The sequence below is a fragment of the Paenalcaligenes sp. GW821-LYS-B07-1 genome, from assembly GCF_058803365.1.
The window spans coordinates 436,528-453,283 of the sequence record NZ_CM179516.1; the positions used below are offsets into that span (position 1 = coordinate 436,528).

At 50.1% G+C, this 16,756-nt stretch carries 15 protein-coding genes; 10 read left to right on the forward strand and 5 right to left on the reverse strand.

The features are described from left to right. Positions 1 to 4: 4 nt before the first annotated feature. Positions 5 to 820, reverse strand: a complete 816-nt coding sequence (gene gloB, locus AC3QL0_RS02130) for a hydroxyacylglutathione hydrolase (RefSeq protein ID WP_493009864.1) — start codon at positions 818 to 820, stop codon at positions 5 to 7. Positions 821 to 840: 20 nt separating this feature from the next. On the opposite strand from gloB, the gene AC3QL0_RS02135 reads away from it, so the two are divergent. The 6 genes from AC3QL0_RS02135 to AC3QL0_RS02160 all read left to right on the forward strand — a co-directional run bounded on the left by AC3QL0_RS02135 (position 841) and on the right by AC3QL0_RS02160 (position 9,245). Beyond that, positions 841 to 1,590 (forward strand): class I SAM-dependent methyltransferase, encoded by a 750-nt coding sequence (locus AC3QL0_RS02135; protein WP_493009865.1) that lies wholly within the window; start codon positions 841 to 843, stop codon positions 1,588 to 1,590. 11 nt (positions 1,591 to 1,601) lie between these two features. Beyond that, positions 1,602 to 2,057 carry a ribonuclease HI gene (rnhA, locus tag AC3QL0_RS02140; RefSeq protein WP_493009866.1) on the forward strand — a complete coding sequence of 152 codons (456 nt, stop codon included), beginning with the start codon at positions 1,602 to 1,604 and terminating at the stop codon, positions 2,055 to 2,057. Next, a complete protein-coding gene (locus AC3QL0_RS02145; RefSeq protein WP_493009867.1) occupies positions 2,058 to 3,149 on the forward strand; it encodes an efflux RND transporter periplasmic adaptor subunit in 1,092 nt (363 codons plus the stop codon). A gap of 21 nt (positions 3,150 to 3,170) precedes the next feature. Continuing rightward, on the forward strand, positions 3,171 to 6,206 hold the full coding sequence (locus tag AC3QL0_RS02150) for an efflux RND transporter permease subunit (RefSeq protein ID WP_493009868.1): 3,036 nt from the start codon (positions 3,171 to 3,173) through the stop codon (positions 6,204 to 6,206). A gap of 52 nt (positions 6,207 to 6,258) precedes the next feature. Further along, a complete protein-coding gene (dnaQ, locus tag AC3QL0_RS02155) occupies positions 6,259 to 6,969 on the forward strand; it encodes a DNA polymerase III subunit epsilon (RefSeq protein WP_493009870.1) in 711 nt (236 codons plus the stop codon). Between the two features lie 149 nt (positions 6,970 to 7,118). Continuing rightward, entirely contained in the window at positions 7,119 to 9,245 is a 2,127-nt protein-coding gene (locus AC3QL0_RS02160) for a PAS domain-containing protein (RefSeq protein WP_493009872.1), read from the forward strand. Position 9,246: 1 nt separating this feature from the next. Here AC3QL0_RS02160 and AC3QL0_RS02165 read toward each other — a convergent pair whose 3' ends face one another. Continuing rightward, complete coding sequence (locus AC3QL0_RS02165; RefSeq protein WP_493011027.1) at positions 9,247 to 9,612, reverse strand: GNAT family N-acetyltransferase; 366 nt, start codon at positions 9,610 to 9,612, stop codon at positions 9,247 to 9,249. 507 nt (positions 9,613 to 10,119) lie between these two features. Between AC3QL0_RS02165 and AC3QL0_RS02170 the strand changes: the two genes are divergently transcribed. From AC3QL0_RS02170 to AC3QL0_RS02185, 4 genes are all read left to right on the forward strand, one after another. Continuing rightward, positions 10,120 to 10,647 (forward strand): hypothetical protein, encoded by a 528-nt coding sequence (locus AC3QL0_RS02170; RefSeq protein ID WP_493009874.1) that lies wholly within the window; start codon positions 10,120 to 10,122, stop codon positions 10,645 to 10,647. 213 nt (positions 10,648 to 10,860) lie between these two features. Continuing rightward, complete coding sequence (locus tag AC3QL0_RS02175; RefSeq protein ID WP_493009876.1) at positions 10,861 to 11,820, forward strand: TAXI family TRAP transporter solute-binding subunit; 960 nt, start codon at positions 10,861 to 10,863, stop codon at positions 11,818 to 11,820. Positions 11,821 to 11,921: 101 nt separating this feature from the next. Continuing rightward, a complete protein-coding gene (locus AC3QL0_RS02180) occupies positions 11,922 to 13,934 on the forward strand; it encodes a TRAP transporter permease (RefSeq protein WP_493009877.1) in 2,013 nt (670 codons plus the stop codon). Beyond that, positions 13,934 to 14,383, forward strand: a complete 450-nt coding sequence (locus AC3QL0_RS02185; RefSeq protein WP_493009879.1) for a DUF1850 domain-containing protein — start codon at positions 13,934 to 13,936, stop codon at positions 14,381 to 14,383. Before AC3QL0_RS02180 ends, AC3QL0_RS02185 begins: the two co-directional genes overlap by 1 nt. Here the strand turns inward: AC3QL0_RS02185 and AC3QL0_RS02190 are convergent. The 3 genes from AC3QL0_RS02190 to AC3QL0_RS02200 all read right to left on the reverse strand — a co-directional run bounded on the left by AC3QL0_RS02190 (position 14,355) and on the right by AC3QL0_RS02200 (position 16,736). Next, positions 14,355 to 15,092 carry a flagellar brake protein gene (locus AC3QL0_RS02190; protein ID WP_493009880.1) on the reverse strand — a complete coding sequence of 246 codons (738 nt, stop codon included), beginning with the start codon at positions 15,090 to 15,092 and terminating at the stop codon, positions 14,355 to 14,357. The genes AC3QL0_RS02185 and AC3QL0_RS02190 overlap by 29 nt on opposite strands. A 108-nt stretch (positions 15,093 to 15,200) precedes the next feature. Next, positions 15,201 to 16,103 carry a delta(1)-pyrroline-2-carboxylate reductase family protein gene (locus tag AC3QL0_RS02195; RefSeq protein ID WP_493009881.1) on the reverse strand — a complete coding sequence of 301 codons (903 nt, stop codon included), beginning with the start codon at positions 16,101 to 16,103 and terminating at the stop codon, positions 15,201 to 15,203. A gap of 42 nt (positions 16,104 to 16,145) precedes the next feature. Further along, positions 16,146 to 16,736, reverse strand: a complete 591-nt coding sequence (locus tag AC3QL0_RS02200; RefSeq protein WP_493009882.1) for a helix-turn-helix domain-containing protein — start codon at positions 16,734 to 16,736, stop codon at positions 16,146 to 16,148. Positions 16,737 to 16,756 lie beyond the last annotated feature (20 nt).

Consider the following 16,756-nt stretch of genomic DNA (forward strand, 5'->3'; position numbering starts at 1 on the left):
AGAGTCAGGCTTGATTTTTCCATTCGCGTAAACAGGTGAAAACATCTACAGGCGTAGCCAATGGGGTTTGTGCGCGGGCGGTGGCAGCATGTACAACGTCTGATTCGCGAATACGCAGAAACGGATTAGTGGCCAGTTCTGTTTGCAACGAGGTGGGAACGGTAGGCAAATTGTCTGCGCGCTGCTGCAGAGCCTCTTCATACCGTGCCAATAAAGCCGGATTATCAGGTTCAACGGTTAAGGCCCATCTAGCGTTGGATAAGGTGTACTCATGCGCACAGCAAACCAACGTGTCGGGCGGTAAAGACGTAAGTTTACCCAGAGATGACACCATTTGGGCAGGGGTTCCCTCAAACAATCGTCCACAACCCATGGAAAAAATTGTATCTCCACAAAAAAGCAGGGGGGGACAGCCTTCGGGTATGCTGTAATACGCCACATGGCCTGCCGTATGACCGGGTATATCTACCACAGTACAGGCAAGCTTCAGATCAGGGATGTGTAGTTGGTCGTCTTGTTTGACGGCGACGTTGCGGGAGGGAATGCGCTCACTGGCGGGGCCATAGACTACCGCATCGGGAGCATGGCGCAGTAAGCCGTTGATTCCGCCCGTGTGATCGCCATGATGATGCGTGATCAAAATAGCGCTAAGCACCAAATTGCGTTGCTGCAGTGCGTGCAACACAGGTTCGGCCTCACCCGGATCTACAACTAGAGCATATCCGGCGTATTCAAGTAACCATATATAGTTATCATTGAAGGCAGGAAGTGGCGTGAGCGAATAGCCGGTAGTAGCAAAGGAAGCTAGCACATTCATCATAGTTTAGGACGATCAAAACAATGGAACAGGCCCGAACCGAACAACTGATGCAGTGGCAGCATACGGTACCAGGACGTCATGCTCGAGCCTGGATGCATAGACAAGTCAATGCACTGGTAGGCAATACATTCGGGTATCATGCCATACAAATTGGTTTGCCTCATTGGGACTTACTACGAGCGAATCGCATCGCTAACAAATTTTGTACGGTGGACACTCAGGACGTGGACATTGTACGCAAAGGTTTAGTGATCTGTGTGCCAGAACAGTTACCCTTTGAATCAGAGAGTGTAGATCTGATGGTATTGCCCCATGCGTTGGAGTGCTCACATCAGCCACACCAGATTTTGCGAGAGGTAGAACGGGTCTTGCGTCCAGAGGGTAAAGCGGTTTTTGCAGGGCTGAATCCCTATAGTTTGTGGGGCCTGCGTGACCGTATCCCTGGTTTGGAATCGCATTTGCCAGTGGCGCCAGCACAGTATGTTTCGCAGGCGCGTTTAGAAGACTGGCTAGAATTACTGTCTTTTGATGTGACGCAGGCAAGTCAGGGTGTGTATATGCCGTATTGCCAAAGCCGTCGGTGGTTACACCGTTGGGCATTTATGGACAAGCTAGCATTGCGTGGTTGGCCGCTCAGTGGCGCTGTCTATGTGGTAGAGGCCATTAAGCGTGTCAGTGCCGCCAAGTTGGTGGGGCTGGAATGGAAGCAAGTGCCCCCTAAATTTAAATCCCGAGCTGTTGCTGCGGCACGCCGGGATGCCAATATGTAAAGTAGTAGCTCATGGAACGAAAAGTGGTAAATATCTGGACAGACGGTGCATGCAAAGGAAACCCCGGGCTAGGCGGTTGGGGTGCGTTGCTACGTTATGGCCCTCACCAAAAAGAGATTTTTGGTGGTGAAGAAGATACCACCAACAATCGCATGGAACTTCTGGCCGTGATTCGGGCCTTAGAGTTGTTGAAGCGCCCCTGTAATGTGACAGTGCATACTGATTCGCAGTATGTACAAAAAGGCATGCTGGAATGGATGTCGGGATGGAAAGCTCGCGGGTGGCGTACAGCGGATAAAAAACCTGTTAAAAATGCAGACTTGTGGCAGGAATTAGATAGCTTGTCGCAGCAGCATACCTTGCAATGGCAGTGGGTGCGTGGGCACGCTGGCGATGCAGGTAATGAGCGAGCCGACGTGTTGGCAAACATGGGGGTAGACAGCGTGCGACAGCATAATGAGGCGTAAATGAAAAAAAAGTGGGTGATCTGGGGAATTCTTGCCATCCTGATAGTTGGGGTTGGATTGGTGTACGGCGGTGCCAAATTATTGGTTAACGATGCAGGCACCAGACAACCAAGTAATGCCAAACTGGTTGAGGCTACCGAAATAGTGGCTACAGAACGGGTAGGCGTACAAGTGGCAGATGCCCAGTTCCACGAATTACAGCGTTCGCTGAGTGCTGTAGGTTCTTTGAAAGCACGTGATTCTGTTGCCTTGCGAGCCGAAATCACTGGCACGATTAAAGACATCACCTTTGAAGAAGGCCAGCCTATAGAGCGTGGTCAAATTTTGGTGCGTTTGGATGACAGCATTGCGCAAGCCCAATTGTTGGAAGCAAAAGCCAAACTGAGCTTGGCCAGTAGTCAGCATCAACGTTCTAGACGACTCAGCGAGCAAGGGTTTATTAGCTCACAAGCTCGTGATGAGTCAGCTAGTCAGTTGCAAGTTGCTCAAGCAGCTGTGGCGTTGGCGCAAGCGCAATTGGATAAAACAGTAATCTTGGCACCGTTTTCTGGCTTAGCTGGATTAAAAAATATTTCGGTAGGTGACTATGTGAGTCCCGGCAGCGAATTGCTGTTGTTAGAGGCTGTAGACATGTTGGAAATCGACTTCCGCATTCCCGAACAGTATTTGTCGCGCGTGACTCCCGGCACGTTGGTAACAGCGCGTGTGGATGCTTTTCCTAAAGAAGAATATGACGGCCAAGTCACGGCTATTAATCCCGTCGTAGATGCCGCAGGGCGTTCCCTGTGGTTGCGTGCACGTTTGCCTAATGAGTCGTTGTTATTGCGCCCTGGGTTGTTTGCTCGTGTGACGTTGCAGTTAGGGACAGATTCTGTGGTGATGGTGCCAGAAAGTGCTATTCAGCCAGCAGGTGACGCACAGTATGTGTTTTTGGTGGTGGATGGCATTGCTCAGCGTACCGAGGTGAAAGTGGGGGCGCGTGAAGCAGGTTGGGTAGAGGTACAAGGCGTTGCGCCTGGTGAAGTCGTGGTGGTGTCAGGCGTGCAAAAGCTCGTTGATGGCACGTCCGTTCTGATTCAACAGCCTAAGTGACGCTTTCAGGAAACCGCTACTATGTTGCTTTCTGATGTTTGTATACGCAGACCGGTATTTGCCACCGTTTTATCGCTGCTGATCGTTCTGATAGGGCTGATTTCTTACGATCGCCTCACTGTGCGTGAGTACCCTGCTATTGATGAGCCTGTAGTGTCGGTATCCACCACCTACAAAGGGGCCTCGCCCGAGGTGATTGAGTCTCAAATCACCAAGCCACTGGAAGATCAGTTGTCGGGTATTGAAGGCGTGGATGTGATGACTTCCCGCAGTCGCTCGGAACGTAGTCAAATCAATATTAAATTTGATTTAAACCGTGATCCCGATGCGGCGGCAGCGGATGTGCGCGATAAAGTGTCACGTGCTCGTAGGTTCCTGCCAGACGAGGCAGACGAGCCCATCATCAATAAAGTCGAAGCAGACTCCACACCTATTGTGTATGTAGGGGTGGATATGGGGACTTTATCGCCCATTGAGGCCTCTGACTACATCAACCGTTATATCAAAACCCGTTTGTCCGTATTACCGGGGGCGGCAGAAGTGCGCGTGTTTGGTGAACGCTTGCCTTCCATGCGTATTTTTGTAGACCGCGCACGGTTGGCGGGGTACGGTTTGACGGTGCAGGATGTAGAGGATGCGTTACGCAGCCAGAACGTACTGATTCCGGCAGGGCGTATAGAGTCTAATGACCGTGAGTTTACCGTAGTGTCGTCTACCGATTTGCAAACTGTAGACGAGTTTAAACAGATCATTGTGTCACGTTCACAAGGCTTTCCCATACGTTTGGGTGACATGGCCGATGTGCGTATTGCTCCAGCAGAAGAGCGTGTATTGGCACGTTTTAATGGCCAGAACAGTTTGACTATTGGTGTGACAAAGCAGTCCACGGCTAACCCGTTGGATTTGTCGCGCGCGGTGCAGTCTGAACTGGAAGTCATTAATACCAACTTACCTGGCGACATGCAGTTGCTGGTGTCTTACGACAGCTCCATTTTCATTGAGCGCTCTATCGCGTCGGTGTACAGCACTATTCTGGAAGCGATAGCGCTGGTGGTGCTGGTGATTTTCTTCTTCCTGCGTAATGTGCGTGCCAGCTTAATTCCTATTGTGACCATTCCGGTGTCGCTCATTGGTGCGTTGGGCTTGATGTACGCTTTCGGGTTCTCCATCAATACGCTGACCTTGTTGGCAATGGTGCTGGCGATTGGTCTGGTGGTGGATGACGCGATTGTGGTGCTGGAAAACGTCTATAGGCACATAGAGGAAGGTAAATCCAGCATAGAAGCCTCGTTTATTGGTATTAAGGAAATTGGCGGTGCGGTAATTGCCATGACCTTAACGCTGGTGGCGGTGTTTGCGCCCTTGGCATTTGCAACAGGCCGTACTGGGCGATTGTTTATCGAGTTTGCGCTAACGCTAGCTGGGGCGGTGGGTGTGTCGGGTTTTGTGGCGCTGACCTTAACCCCCATGATGTGCTCCCGTTTACTGAAAGCACCTACAGGAAATCCTGGCCGTTTATATCAACTGATTGAGGATTGGTTAAACGGCTTAACTCGCCGCTATCGCAAGCTGCTACTTAAAGCGCTGCGATATCGTGTGGGTGTAATGGTAATGGGCTTGGTTGTGGCGCTCTCTAGTGGTTGGCTGTTTACCATTATTAAAAGTGAGCTAGCGCCTATTGAAGACAGGGGCGTTATCTTCGGTATGGTGACCTCCCCAGACGGTGCAACGCTGGATTACACATTGCGAAATGTGTTGGAAGTGGAAGGCATGTATCGCGAGTTGCCAGAAATGCAGGGTATTCAAACCATTATTGGTTTCCCCACGGTAACGGACTCTTTTGCTATTTTGCGCTTGGTTCCATGGGAAGAGCGCGATCGTAGTCAGCAACAAATTGCGAACCAATTACAGCCTAAGTTCAAGGCACTAAGTGGTGCACGTGCTTTTCCAAGTAATCCGGCGTCACTAGGGCAGCGTGCAACGTCCAAGCCTGTACAGTTTGTGATCATGGGGCAAGCGCCGTACGTAGAGCTAGATGCAATTGCCAAAGACTTCATGAAAGCGCTAGAAAGCTATCCTGGTTTGCAGAACTTGGATATAGATTTGCGTTTGAATACGCCAGAGCTACGCGTAGAGTTGGATCGCGATAAATTGTCCGACAGCGGTGTGAAGGTAGATGTAGTAGGCCGCACGCTAGAAAGCTTGATTGGTGGGCGTCAGGTTACGCGCTATGAAACAGATGGCGAACAATACGATGTGATTGTGCAGGTAGATAAGCCAGATCGCACGCGTCCTAATGATATTTTGGATATTTATGTGCGTGCCGAAGACGGCAGCATGGCACCGCTAGATAGTTTCTTAAACATACGAGAAAGCGTGTCGCCACAGTCGTTGAACCACTTTAACCGTCTGCGTGCGGTGATTGTAGAAGCTGGTGTAGCACCGGGCTATGCCTTGGGTGAGGTGTTGGCGCACATGCATCAAGTTGCTGCTGAAGTACTACCCGATAGCGTACAAACCGATTTGGATGGGCAGTCGCGTGAGTTCAGGGATTCCTCTGGCAGCATGTACTTTATTTTTGCGATGGCGTTAATGTTCATCTATTTGGTGATGGCCGCGCAGTTTGAGAGTTGGCGTAACCCGTTCGTCATCATGTTGTCGGTACCTTTGTCCATGACAGGGGCGTTATTGGCGTTGTGGCTAAGTGGTGGAACTTTATCCATCTATAGTCAGATTGGCCTGATTACCCTAGTGGGATTGATTACCAAACATGGTATTTTGATAGTAGAGTTTGCTACCCAGTTACGGGTACAAGGAGTAGGACTATACGCAGCCGTGGTGAAAGCCTCTGAGTTACGTTTGCGTCCTATTCTGATGACCACCGGCGCGATGGTGCTAGGTGTGCTTCCGCTGGCATTTGCGACAGGCGCGGGGGCAGAAAGTAGACACCAGATTGGTTGGGTGTTGGTGGGCGGGTTAACATTCGGTACGTTATTGACACTTTTCGTGGTGCCAGTTGCGTATACGTTTGTAGCAAAAAAAATGTTGAAGAATTAAGGCCTAGATCGAATACTAGGTAGTCAGGGCGAAATAAAGGATCATCTGGATAATGCGACAAATAGTTTTTGATACGGAAACCACAGGTTTGGATCCCGCAGAGGGGCATAGACTGGTGGAGCTGGCTGGGGTAGAGGTCATTAACCGTACGCTGACTGGTCGCCATTTGCATCTGTATGTGAACCCTGGGCGGGACAGCGACCCGGAAGCCTTGGCAGTACACGGACTGACTACTGAGTTTTTGTCGGACTATCCGGCGTTTGAGCAGGTAGCACCCCAAGTGTTGGAGTTCATCAAAGGGGCGGAGGTCATTATTCATAATGCTCCGTTTGACTTGAAGTTCATGGATGCTGAGTTCGCGCGTTGTGGGTTGCAGAACTTCACGAGTTATTGTGAAAAAGTAACCGACTCTTTGGTGTTTGCGCGTGAGCTGCACCCAGGTAAGCGCAATAACTTGGATGCACTGTGCGAACGTTATGGCATTTCTAATGCGCATCGTACTTTGCACGGCGCGTTGTTGGACTCGGAGTTGCTGGCTGATGTGTGGCTAGCAATGACCCGTGGGCAAGAAAGCCTGATGATGAATGCTTATGACGACGGTGTTAGTGATGATGATCAAGCCGCTCGTTTTGGCTCAGTGGATTTTTCAGTATTGCCTATTGTGCGAGCCACGGATCAGGAACTGCAGGAGCATCAGCAGTATCTGGAAGCGTTGGCAAAGGCGAATGGTGAGCCGGCTCTCTGGAGTAGGCTTGCCGATTAATAATGGTTTCATGTGTTGCAATGGGCGTAGTGCAGCCGTAATCGAATAACCCCATCATTTATGTATTAGGTCGTTTGCTGTAGGAGCTGCGATAAGGGCGAGTTCATACGTGCTATACGCATTGCTACACCGTGGAGATGCACGCTTCAATGTTTAGTCGTCAAACTCAGAGCCCCAAAAAAACAGTGTATGGATATGCATTGTTAGTGATGGTGATCTTTCTGGCGTTGGTGTCTTATGCCGTGGTGCAGTTGGTCAACCAACAAAAGAATATGCGCACAGAAATGGCTGGGCACATGCTGTGGGCCAGTACACAGGCCCAGCAAGAGGGCTTGCGCCTAATGGCTCAAATTGCCATGGTGCGTGCTGATAATGGCGCGTCCTACGACAGCCTATTCAGCCAATACGAAATATTCCTTAGTCGTTTGACGCTGCTGCTGACTGGGCCGCAGAAGCGTAATTTGATGCGTTCCGGCGAGCTGAATTCTTTGCTAAATGTGGTGGGTGAGTTTGAAGGCAGTGTGATTTGGAGCGATGGTAGGAAGCTATCCACAGAAGAGCTTTTACACTTGGAGAGCAGTTTAAAACCATTGTTGTCTCAGCTTCAGGTGTCTAGCAATAGAGTCTTGTTGTATGAGCGTGAAAACACTAGCCTCTCACGTGATGTGCAGATCAAAGCCGTTTGGCAGTTAGTGATAGGTGTGCTGGGCTTATTGGTCAGTGGCGGATATTTGTTCTTCTGCCAACTTATGGAAGTGCAGCGCGCGCAGAATGCTGAGCGCATGACCATACGGGCAAAGGAGTTCTCCGAGTTGTTGCTGGGAGCGTCTGACGAAGGCGTACTGGTCTTGGATGAGCGTTTTGTGTGTTTATCTTGTAACCGCGCAGCGCAAAGCATGCTGAATCTGAACCCTGAGCGGGTAGTGGGCAAGAGTGTGCTGTCTATTCGTCTGTTTCCGCAGTTAGAGCCTGCTGTGATTGAGGCGTTGAACGGTCATAAAGCAGAGCTGAACAACATAGAACTGATTGATGCCTCGGGTGAAATTCGCTACTTAGACTTCGCCGTCTTCCCCTTGCACCTGAAAAATGGCCCCGATGGTGTGGTGGTGTTCGTTCGTGATAATACCGAGCGGTATTCTTCCACACTGGCGATGGAACGTCAGTGGGATGAAAAAGCGACGCGAGCATGGCGACGTAGCCAAGAGCTGGAAACCGTACAGCGGCAATTGGTACGCGTTTTTGACGCGGCTCCAGTGGGATTGTGTGTGTTTTCCTCGACTGGTGAATGCTTGTATTCCAACGTTACTAGCCAAAAGCGGTTGATAGAAGAACTGGGTGAGCAGCAACAGCACGTGGCCGTAGGTTTGCAAGGAGCGTTGGATCGCCTGAACTATTTGCTAGAGCAGCAAGGTCAGTTGCAGCCCGGGCAAGGTCCTTGGTTTGAGGAAGGCAAACGCGCTGATGCGGATGTACACATGCCGGATGGTTCTTGGCAGCGTGTGAGTTACGACATGCTAGAAGGCGGTGTGCACTTGTTCTGTCAAACAGATATCAGTGCGTATAAACAAACCTTGTGGCTACAGCAGCAGCTAGGTCTGCACACGCAACACCTCAGTACATTGAGTACGAAGTTTGCTGAGCAATTGGGAAGCTTACTGTCTAGCAGCGAATCCATACGGGGTGATGAGAAAACCAGCTCTATGCTGCAAACGCAGCGTGAAAACGTAATGGATATGCAGCGCAATGTGCAATGGGTGAATTACCAAATTAATACGGCGCTTGAAACGTTACGCTTTATGAGTGGTGAGGTACGCGCTATTCCAGCGCCGTATGCTTTGTTCGATATGCTGGATGAGGTGCTGGTGCAGTCTAAAAAGCTAGCCCCTGATTTATGGATCAATCTGCACACTGAGGTGTATAGCGGCTTGATGATTGAGGGTGACGAACGCCTGATACAAAAAGCGTTATTGGGTTTGTTACTGCAATATGCAGATAGCTTGGGCAGACAACATGCGATTTCGCTACAAGTAGAAGAGCATGCGTTCCAGATTGGTATCGTGCTGCGTCCATTGATGCCTAATGAGCAGGTTGAAGCTTTGTTAGGTCTGGGAATGGATAAATTGCACGATACCAGCCCTGATGTCATGGGGATGGGAATTTATCTGGCACGCCAAGTTGCCCGTATGCATGGCGGTGACGTGTATTGGGGACATGACGACGAAGGTTCGTTATGCCGCTTCACCTTTGACAAAAGCTTTAAAACAATAACGATCTAGGTTAGAGCGGCAGGTGGTAGCGACGTTTGTGTCGCTCGCCCATGGCATACATGGGACTGTTAGGGGGCACATCTACCGTATCTACGTAGGTGGCGCCCAAGTTTTCACAGGTGCGTCGTGACGGTGTGTTGTCAGGGTTGCAAGTGATCCAGATTTCTTCTAACCCATTTAGCTTAGCCAGTGGCAATAGTAACTGGCAGGCTCGGCGCGCGTATGCTCTACCGCGAAAACGCGGGAACACTTCATAGCCTATGTGGCCCAAGTGATGCAGAAGATCAGCGTGGGTACCGATGCGTAGATGAATCACACCCGCGATTTCTTGCCCGGTTTGCATACTGAATTGATAAAACGGTGCCCAGCCTTTCACAGGGTTGTGGTGGCAGATAATATCAAGTCGCAACTGGAGATCGCGGTCTACAAACTTCAGATGTTCAGGATTGGCCAGCAAGGTGAGGAATAAGGCAAAGTAGTAGGAGAGAGGCTAAGGCGCAAAGGCCCGTAGCGTTGGCTTCTAACCAGTATATATCAGCTTGCTAAGAATTTTTTGGTTGTGCTCTTGAATATCGTTATATACATGATACTATAGCGGTGCTTGTAGCAATTTTTTTGCTGTACTCCAGTCATGCTCAGCTGTCCCTGTGCAAAACATCTGACGGAGTATTTGCCGCAACTCTGTGTATGCAGAGTGCGGCATTTTTTTTGTTTCAGCGATTGAAAAGTGATGTAACAGTATGGTTAGAAAGTAGAAAATGTATCTGCGCGTGGTTTTTTTGTCTGCGAGTCATGACCTGATAAAGCTGACGGCGTAAAATACGCTTCCGTATTTTTGTGCACCACAGTCTGCATTACGCAGATTTTATTAGGAAGAATTATTTTGGCTACTCGACGGACAGCGCGTTGGAACGGCGAGCTGGAATCGCTTTCCCCAGAGTTTTTGAAAGACGTGATTGAGCGTATGGAGTCTTACGGCGATCGCGTACAGTTAGAATTCCCTGGGCATGCAAAGCGCCCCAATTATCAGGTCATCAACAGCCGTGGCTTCAAGATGGCATTTGACAGTAAAAACCTGTTAATGCAATTGAACGAGAACGGCGAAGTGAGTGATAACCTGTCCGATGTATTCAGCTTGGAACAGGTTAAACAAGCATTGGTGGCTCCTGCAGCACCAGTACGCCGCAGTAGCAGCAGCGGCTCACGCAGTAGCTCCGGCACGACTCGTGCTCGTGTGGCATCACGTGCTGAGCCGGATCCTGTGGAAGTGGAAAAATACAATTATTTCCGCGTACACCGTGAGTTCTTGCCTGATGGCATACAGCAATACTCTGCAGACATTACTCGCCTGATGCGTACAGGCCTGAGTGCAGAAGATGCATTTAACCAAATCGTAGACGAGCACTTCTAACGTTACGAATTGGTAAGAAAACAGGCATGGTCTTGCCGTGATGGCAGCCATGCCTGTTACTGATGTGCATCAAATACTCACAAAAAAAGCATGTCAGTATCGGGAAACCCCTCTTGTCGCGCTAGCCTGAAATGGGCATTGTTATAAGGTTATGGTTCTGGGTGCAAAACACCTGACCGCGTCATATCAACAATACATTCAGGAGGTAGGCGTATGCGTTTTATCAAAGCGCTAATGGGGACAGCCTTGGTGGCAACATCACTAGTAGGCGGGGCAGCATCAGCCCAGAAAACGGAGTTCATCAATATCCTCACCGGTGGACAAAGTGGGGTGTATTACCCAATTGGGGTAGCACTTTCACAGATTTATGCGCAAACCATTCCTAACGTCAAAGCAACGGCGCAAGTTACCAAAGCTTCAGCAGAGAACATGAACTTGCTGCAAGCTGGGCGTGGTGAACTGGCGATGGCTTTGGCTGACTCAGTGTCGGACGCATGGGAAGGCAATGAAGAAGCAGGCTTCACCCGTAAATTAGACAAATTGCGTGGCCTATCTGGCACTTACAACAACTACATTCAGATTGTGGCGAATGCTGGCTCTGGCATTAACAGCCTAGAAGATTTACGCGGTAAGCGTATTTCTGTGGGGGCTGCTCGCTCAGGTACAGAACTCAATGCACGCGCTATCTTTAAAGCAGCTGGCATGAGCTATGACGACTTTAGCAAAGTAGAGTACCTGCCGTTTGGTGAGTCTGTAGAGCTGATGAAAAACCGTCAGTTGGATGCCACCCTACAATCTGCTGGGTTAGGTGTATCGTCCATTCGTGACTTGGCAACATCGGTAGACATCGTCGTAGTGCCTGTGCCAGTGGAAGTGGTAGAAGCCGTAGGCAGTGAAGCTTACCAGCCTGCCGTGATTCCTGCAGGTACCTATGCAGGTCAAGAAGTGGATGTAGCAACTGCTGCTATTCCTAACTTCTTGGTCACACACTCTGGTGTGTCAGATGACTTGGCCTACGAAATGACCAAGCAGTTATACGAAAACATCGACTCACTGTACGCCGCACACAATGCAGTGAAAAACATGAAACTGGAAAACGCGGTTAAAGGCATGCCTGTGCCTATACACCCTGGCGCCGAGCGCTACTACCGCGAAAAAGGTGTAATTCAGTAACTTGCTAATGAATGGCATACGTTGATTAGCGTGTAAGCAGTGATTCTGAGCATCATCAGGAATCACTGCTTTTTTTGATGTGAGTAATGGGCAATATGAGCATGGATCACGATCAATCCGCGGGGGCGCTCCCACGGTCTATCTTTTGGGTAGCGGTACTGTTTTCTGTTTTCCAGATCTACACCGCTGCATTCAGTCCTATTTCCAGCCAAGTGGTACGTGCCATACACGTAGGCTTCGTGCTGTTGATGATTTTCACCTTGATGCCTACATTTTTTGGCAGAAAAATTCCAGTATTAGGGTGGATTCTGGGCTTAACAGGTTTTGTATTCAGTTTCTACCACTGGGTGTTCGAGTCTGATCTGACGGCTAGGGCCGGCGAAATGACCACCGAAGACATGGTGGTGGGTATTGTGATCATTGTGTTGGTGTTTGAGGCAACACGCAGAATGATGGGGATTGCCTTGCCCATCATTTGTGGTTTGTTCTTGTTATACGGTTTGTATGGCGAGTTCTTACCGGGCAGTTTTGCGCACCGAGGTTACGGCTTTGACCAAATTATTAGCACCTTGAGCTTTGGTACAGAAGGTATTTACGGCACACCAACCTATGTGTCTTCTACCTATATCTTCTTATTCATCTTGTTCGGTTCGTTCTTGGAACGCGCTGGGATGATTTCGCTGTTTAGTGACCTAGCGATGGGTACTGTGGGTCACACCCGTGGTGGTCCGGCAAAAGTATCCGTAGTGAGTTCTGGCTTGATGGGCACTATTAACGGGTCTGGCGTGGCCAACGTGGTGACCACAGGGCAGTTCACGATTCCGTTGATGAAACGTTTTGGGTATTCCTCGGCGTTTGCGGGCGGTGTGGAGGCTACGTCTAGTATGGGTGGGCAGATCATGCCTCCGGTAATGGGGGCGGTGGCCTTCATTATGGCCGAAACCATTAACGTGCCTTATGTGGATATCGTCAAAGCGGCTATTATTCCAGCCATTTTGTACTTCTTCACTGCATTCTGGACTGTGCACTTAGTGGCCGGTAGAGAAGGGCTATTTGGCCTGCCTAAAGAAGAATGTCCAAACCCCTGGAAAGCTATACGTACCCATTGGTATTTGCTGATTCCATTGATTGGCTTGGTGTTCTTGCTGTTCTCGGGCTATACACCACTCTTTTCTGGAACAGTGGGGTTAGGGCTGACGGTCATCCTGATTTTTGGTGCGGCCGCGATTAGTGGTTGTAGCCAGAAAATGATGCGCTATGTGTTTTGGATACTGCTGGGATTAGCGTGTACAGGTTTTGTGAAGTTTGGTGTGATTACCTTCTTTGCGATCATTGCTTTGCTTGCCGCCTTCTTGCTGATACAGCGCAATAGCAAAGACGTATTGCGTGACTCTATAGAATCTTTGGCTGACGGTGCACGTCATGCACTGCCGGTAGCCATTGCGTGTGCGCTGGTAGGGGTGATTATTGGCATTATCAACCTAACAGGGGTAGCGGCTGAATTTGGTGGTCAAGTGATTGCCATTGGTAAAGACAATCTGCTGTTAGCGTTGTTCTTGACCATGATTACGTGTTTGGTATTGGGTATGGGGATTCCTACCATTCCTAACTACATTATTACCAGCTCGTTAGCAGCGCCTATCTTGTTGCAGTTGGGTGTGCCTCTGATCGTTTCGCACATGTTTGTGTTCTATTTCGGGATCATGGCAGATTTGACACCGCCGGTAGCGTTGGCGGCGTTTGCGGCTGCACCTATAGCCAAAACCTCAGGCTTGAAAATCAGTATACAAGCGCTGCGTGTAGCGATTGCGGGCTTTATCGTGCCCTATATGGCGGTGTATAGCCCAGCCTTGATGCTGCAGGATTACACCAGCCCTATCGAGGTGATTTATGTGGTTGCTAAAGCGGTTTTCGCCATCGTGTTGTGGGGTGTGGCAACGACGGGCTTCATGAAAACCAAAGTGCAAGTCTGGGAGCGTATCTATGTGTTCGTCGCCGCTGCCATGTTGGTGTGGGCAGATCCTATTTCTGACCAAATCGGTTGGGGTATGACCGCACTGTTCCTTGTGTGGCACTACATGCGTAGTCGTGGTGTAGAACAAAAGGCAGCCTAATGCCCTTAAGTGCAGTAGTAGGCATTTGTTTGCAATTAGCTGGGGCACCGGAAGCGGTGCCCCGCTATGTGCCTACCCAACGCTTTACGTTGGCGTGGGAACATTCCATTGAAAAAGTACGCTGGGAGGAAGACTACCTATTGGTACCAGCGAGTTCTACTGAAGACATTGCTGATATTTCGTTAGTAGAAGCCAGAGTCAAAGGTTCAGCGGCTGGCATGGAGCCGCCTGATGATGCGTATTTGAAAGACGGGTGGTATCACTACACGCCCGCCTCATTACCCGTGCAGGAACTACGGCTGACTCGTTCGGGCTATACCGCTGACTATGATCTGTGCATAGATCAACAGTGCCAACGCTTAGAACATTACGTGGAAACAGATGGCGGCATCACGCTGCTACGTGCGTGTAAGCCCCCAGTTACTGCAGACCGCGTTCCTTCGCAATAAGCTGGCGTTCTAAACGGCTGGTATAGGTTTGCACCAAGTTTTCAGCAGCGCCTTGTAAATTCACAAAAGCAGCGCCTATATGGCGTATAGGCGTGCCGCTAGGCAGCAGCAGTTCGCGCTCGCGTGTTATCTGCAAGGTAGCCGTGACTGTGCCTACATCGGGTAGATGCAGCGTACAGTCATGCAGCATCATGCCCAAGCGGAAGTTAATGTGCCGGTTTTTATCCAGTAAGGCCACGCCGCCCACGCTGATATCGTACAAATCGAATACCACAGGTGGCTGAGTGAGCATCAGCGCGCAGGTGGCTGGGTTAGACACAGGCACAGGCACACGGAAAAATTCGCGGCGTTGAATACGGCGCATGAACCTAGGCAGTGCCAAGCACAAAGCCGGTTTCCCCTCAAAATAGGTGGCGGTGATTTGATCGGTGGAAAACTGTACTTTGACGTGATCAATGCTGGTTTCAAAGTCTGCCGTACCGGCATCCAGAAACCGCTGGTTGATGGCGTCGTGTGAGGCGCAGTCAACAATTAAGTGTTCGGCATCCAGATCAATATCCAGCATGGTGGTAACCACGGAGATCTGGGGATGCGGCCCCTGCATTTGAATGAGCAAACCATCATCTAACATGCGTCGTAGCAGGCGCAACATTTCATAACGGGAGCCGATACGGTGCGGATCGTGCTCAGTAGCAGGGGAAGTAGACATAGCTGGTTAGTATTCAGCAGAAAGTAAATAAAAAAGCTAAGTGGGGGAGCTTAACACTAACCAGAAGGCTTTAAGGCTTGAACAAGCCGCTACTTGCAGGGCTATAGTCTATTTTAGGTGCTGACGAGCGCAACGAGCGGCAGCTAAATCCCATGCAGCACAACCTATGCTTTTATAAAACAAAGGGCGTGAGGGGTGTGGGGCGTGTTGTTGAGCAAGAGCGATAGGCTGCACTTGATCCCAATCTACCTTTGCTTGTATTAGATCTCCTGCTTCGTGCGGGCCAGAAACTTTGTCGTCTATATAGTGCAAACTTGCGCGTACCGTGTCGGCGGCGAACTCGGCCATATCGTGTCGATAAGCCCCCATACCTATTAATAAGCGATCAGCTCTGGCCGGGTGATGGTACACCGGGGTTGAACTGCTGGTCGTGCCAATAACAACATCGGCATCATCCGGGACATGGTTGGCAATATGCAGTGGAATATGTGGTAGCGCTTGCTCCAGTGCGCGTGCTTTTTGGGTGTTGCGAGCGACTATGCTGATGCGGCAGTTTGGATAGAGAGCATGTATGGCTTGCGCATGGCCTTGGGCTTGCACGCCAGAGCCCAAAATGGCGACATGGCGGCATTGGTTCTGCCACAGTAATCGTATACCCAACATGGATACCGCAGCAGTACGTCTAGCAGTAACGGTCGGGCCATCCAAAACAAACAGTGGCAGACCATTCACGCCATCGTATGCACATACCAATCCTTGAATAACGGCCAAATTGATGTCCGTATTTTTTGGCATGATATTGACCAGCTTATGTATGCCGATGTCGTGTGCGGTTGCTGGCATGGATAGTAAGGTGGCCCCATTGGGGTAGTCCACGCTTTGACGGGTGGGGGCATGAATGCGGCCTAGGTGATAGTCCTGAGCGGCGTGTGCCAGAGCATCAGTCAGTGCAGGGTAGGGCAATGCGGCGGCAGTGGCCTCTGCATCCAGAACAGCAATAGGGTGATGCATAGTCTCCTCCATGTAGGGTTGGGCTTGTCTCGTAGACAAACGTTATAGTCCTGCTCTAGTGCTGATCCACATCACCTCTGCATCACCGTCATCACCATGATTGATGACACGGTGTAGCATGCGGCTGTCTATATAAAAACAGTCGCCTTGATGCAGGATTGCTGGTTGGTAAAACTCGGTGTGCAGCTCTATGCTGCCGCTGAGCACGTACACGAATTCCTCTCCTTCGTGTCGGCTCCAACCATCTTGTGGATCAATATTGTGTGCTTTGATGCGAGAGATAAACGGCATGATGTGTTTATTCGCCAACTGAGAACACAGCACTCGGTGTTCGTACATAGGCGTTTCATGCCGTTCGCCATTACCTGCTCGCTCTATAGTGCGTCGCCCTGCACCCATATGTTCTTGGGGTGGGGTGAATAGCTCCGCTATATCGACCTGAAACCCCCTCGCCAGACGCAGTAATACATCGTAGGTAGGAGAGCTTAGGCCGTTTTCTATCTTCGACAAACTGGACGAGGCAACACCGGTAGCGCGGCTAGCTTGCTCCAAAGTCCAGCCATGATGCTGGCGCAAAGAGCGTATGCGTTCAGCTAACGCAGATACCGAAGCTTGGACATCTGGATACGTCACGATAGTTTTCCTTATAGGGT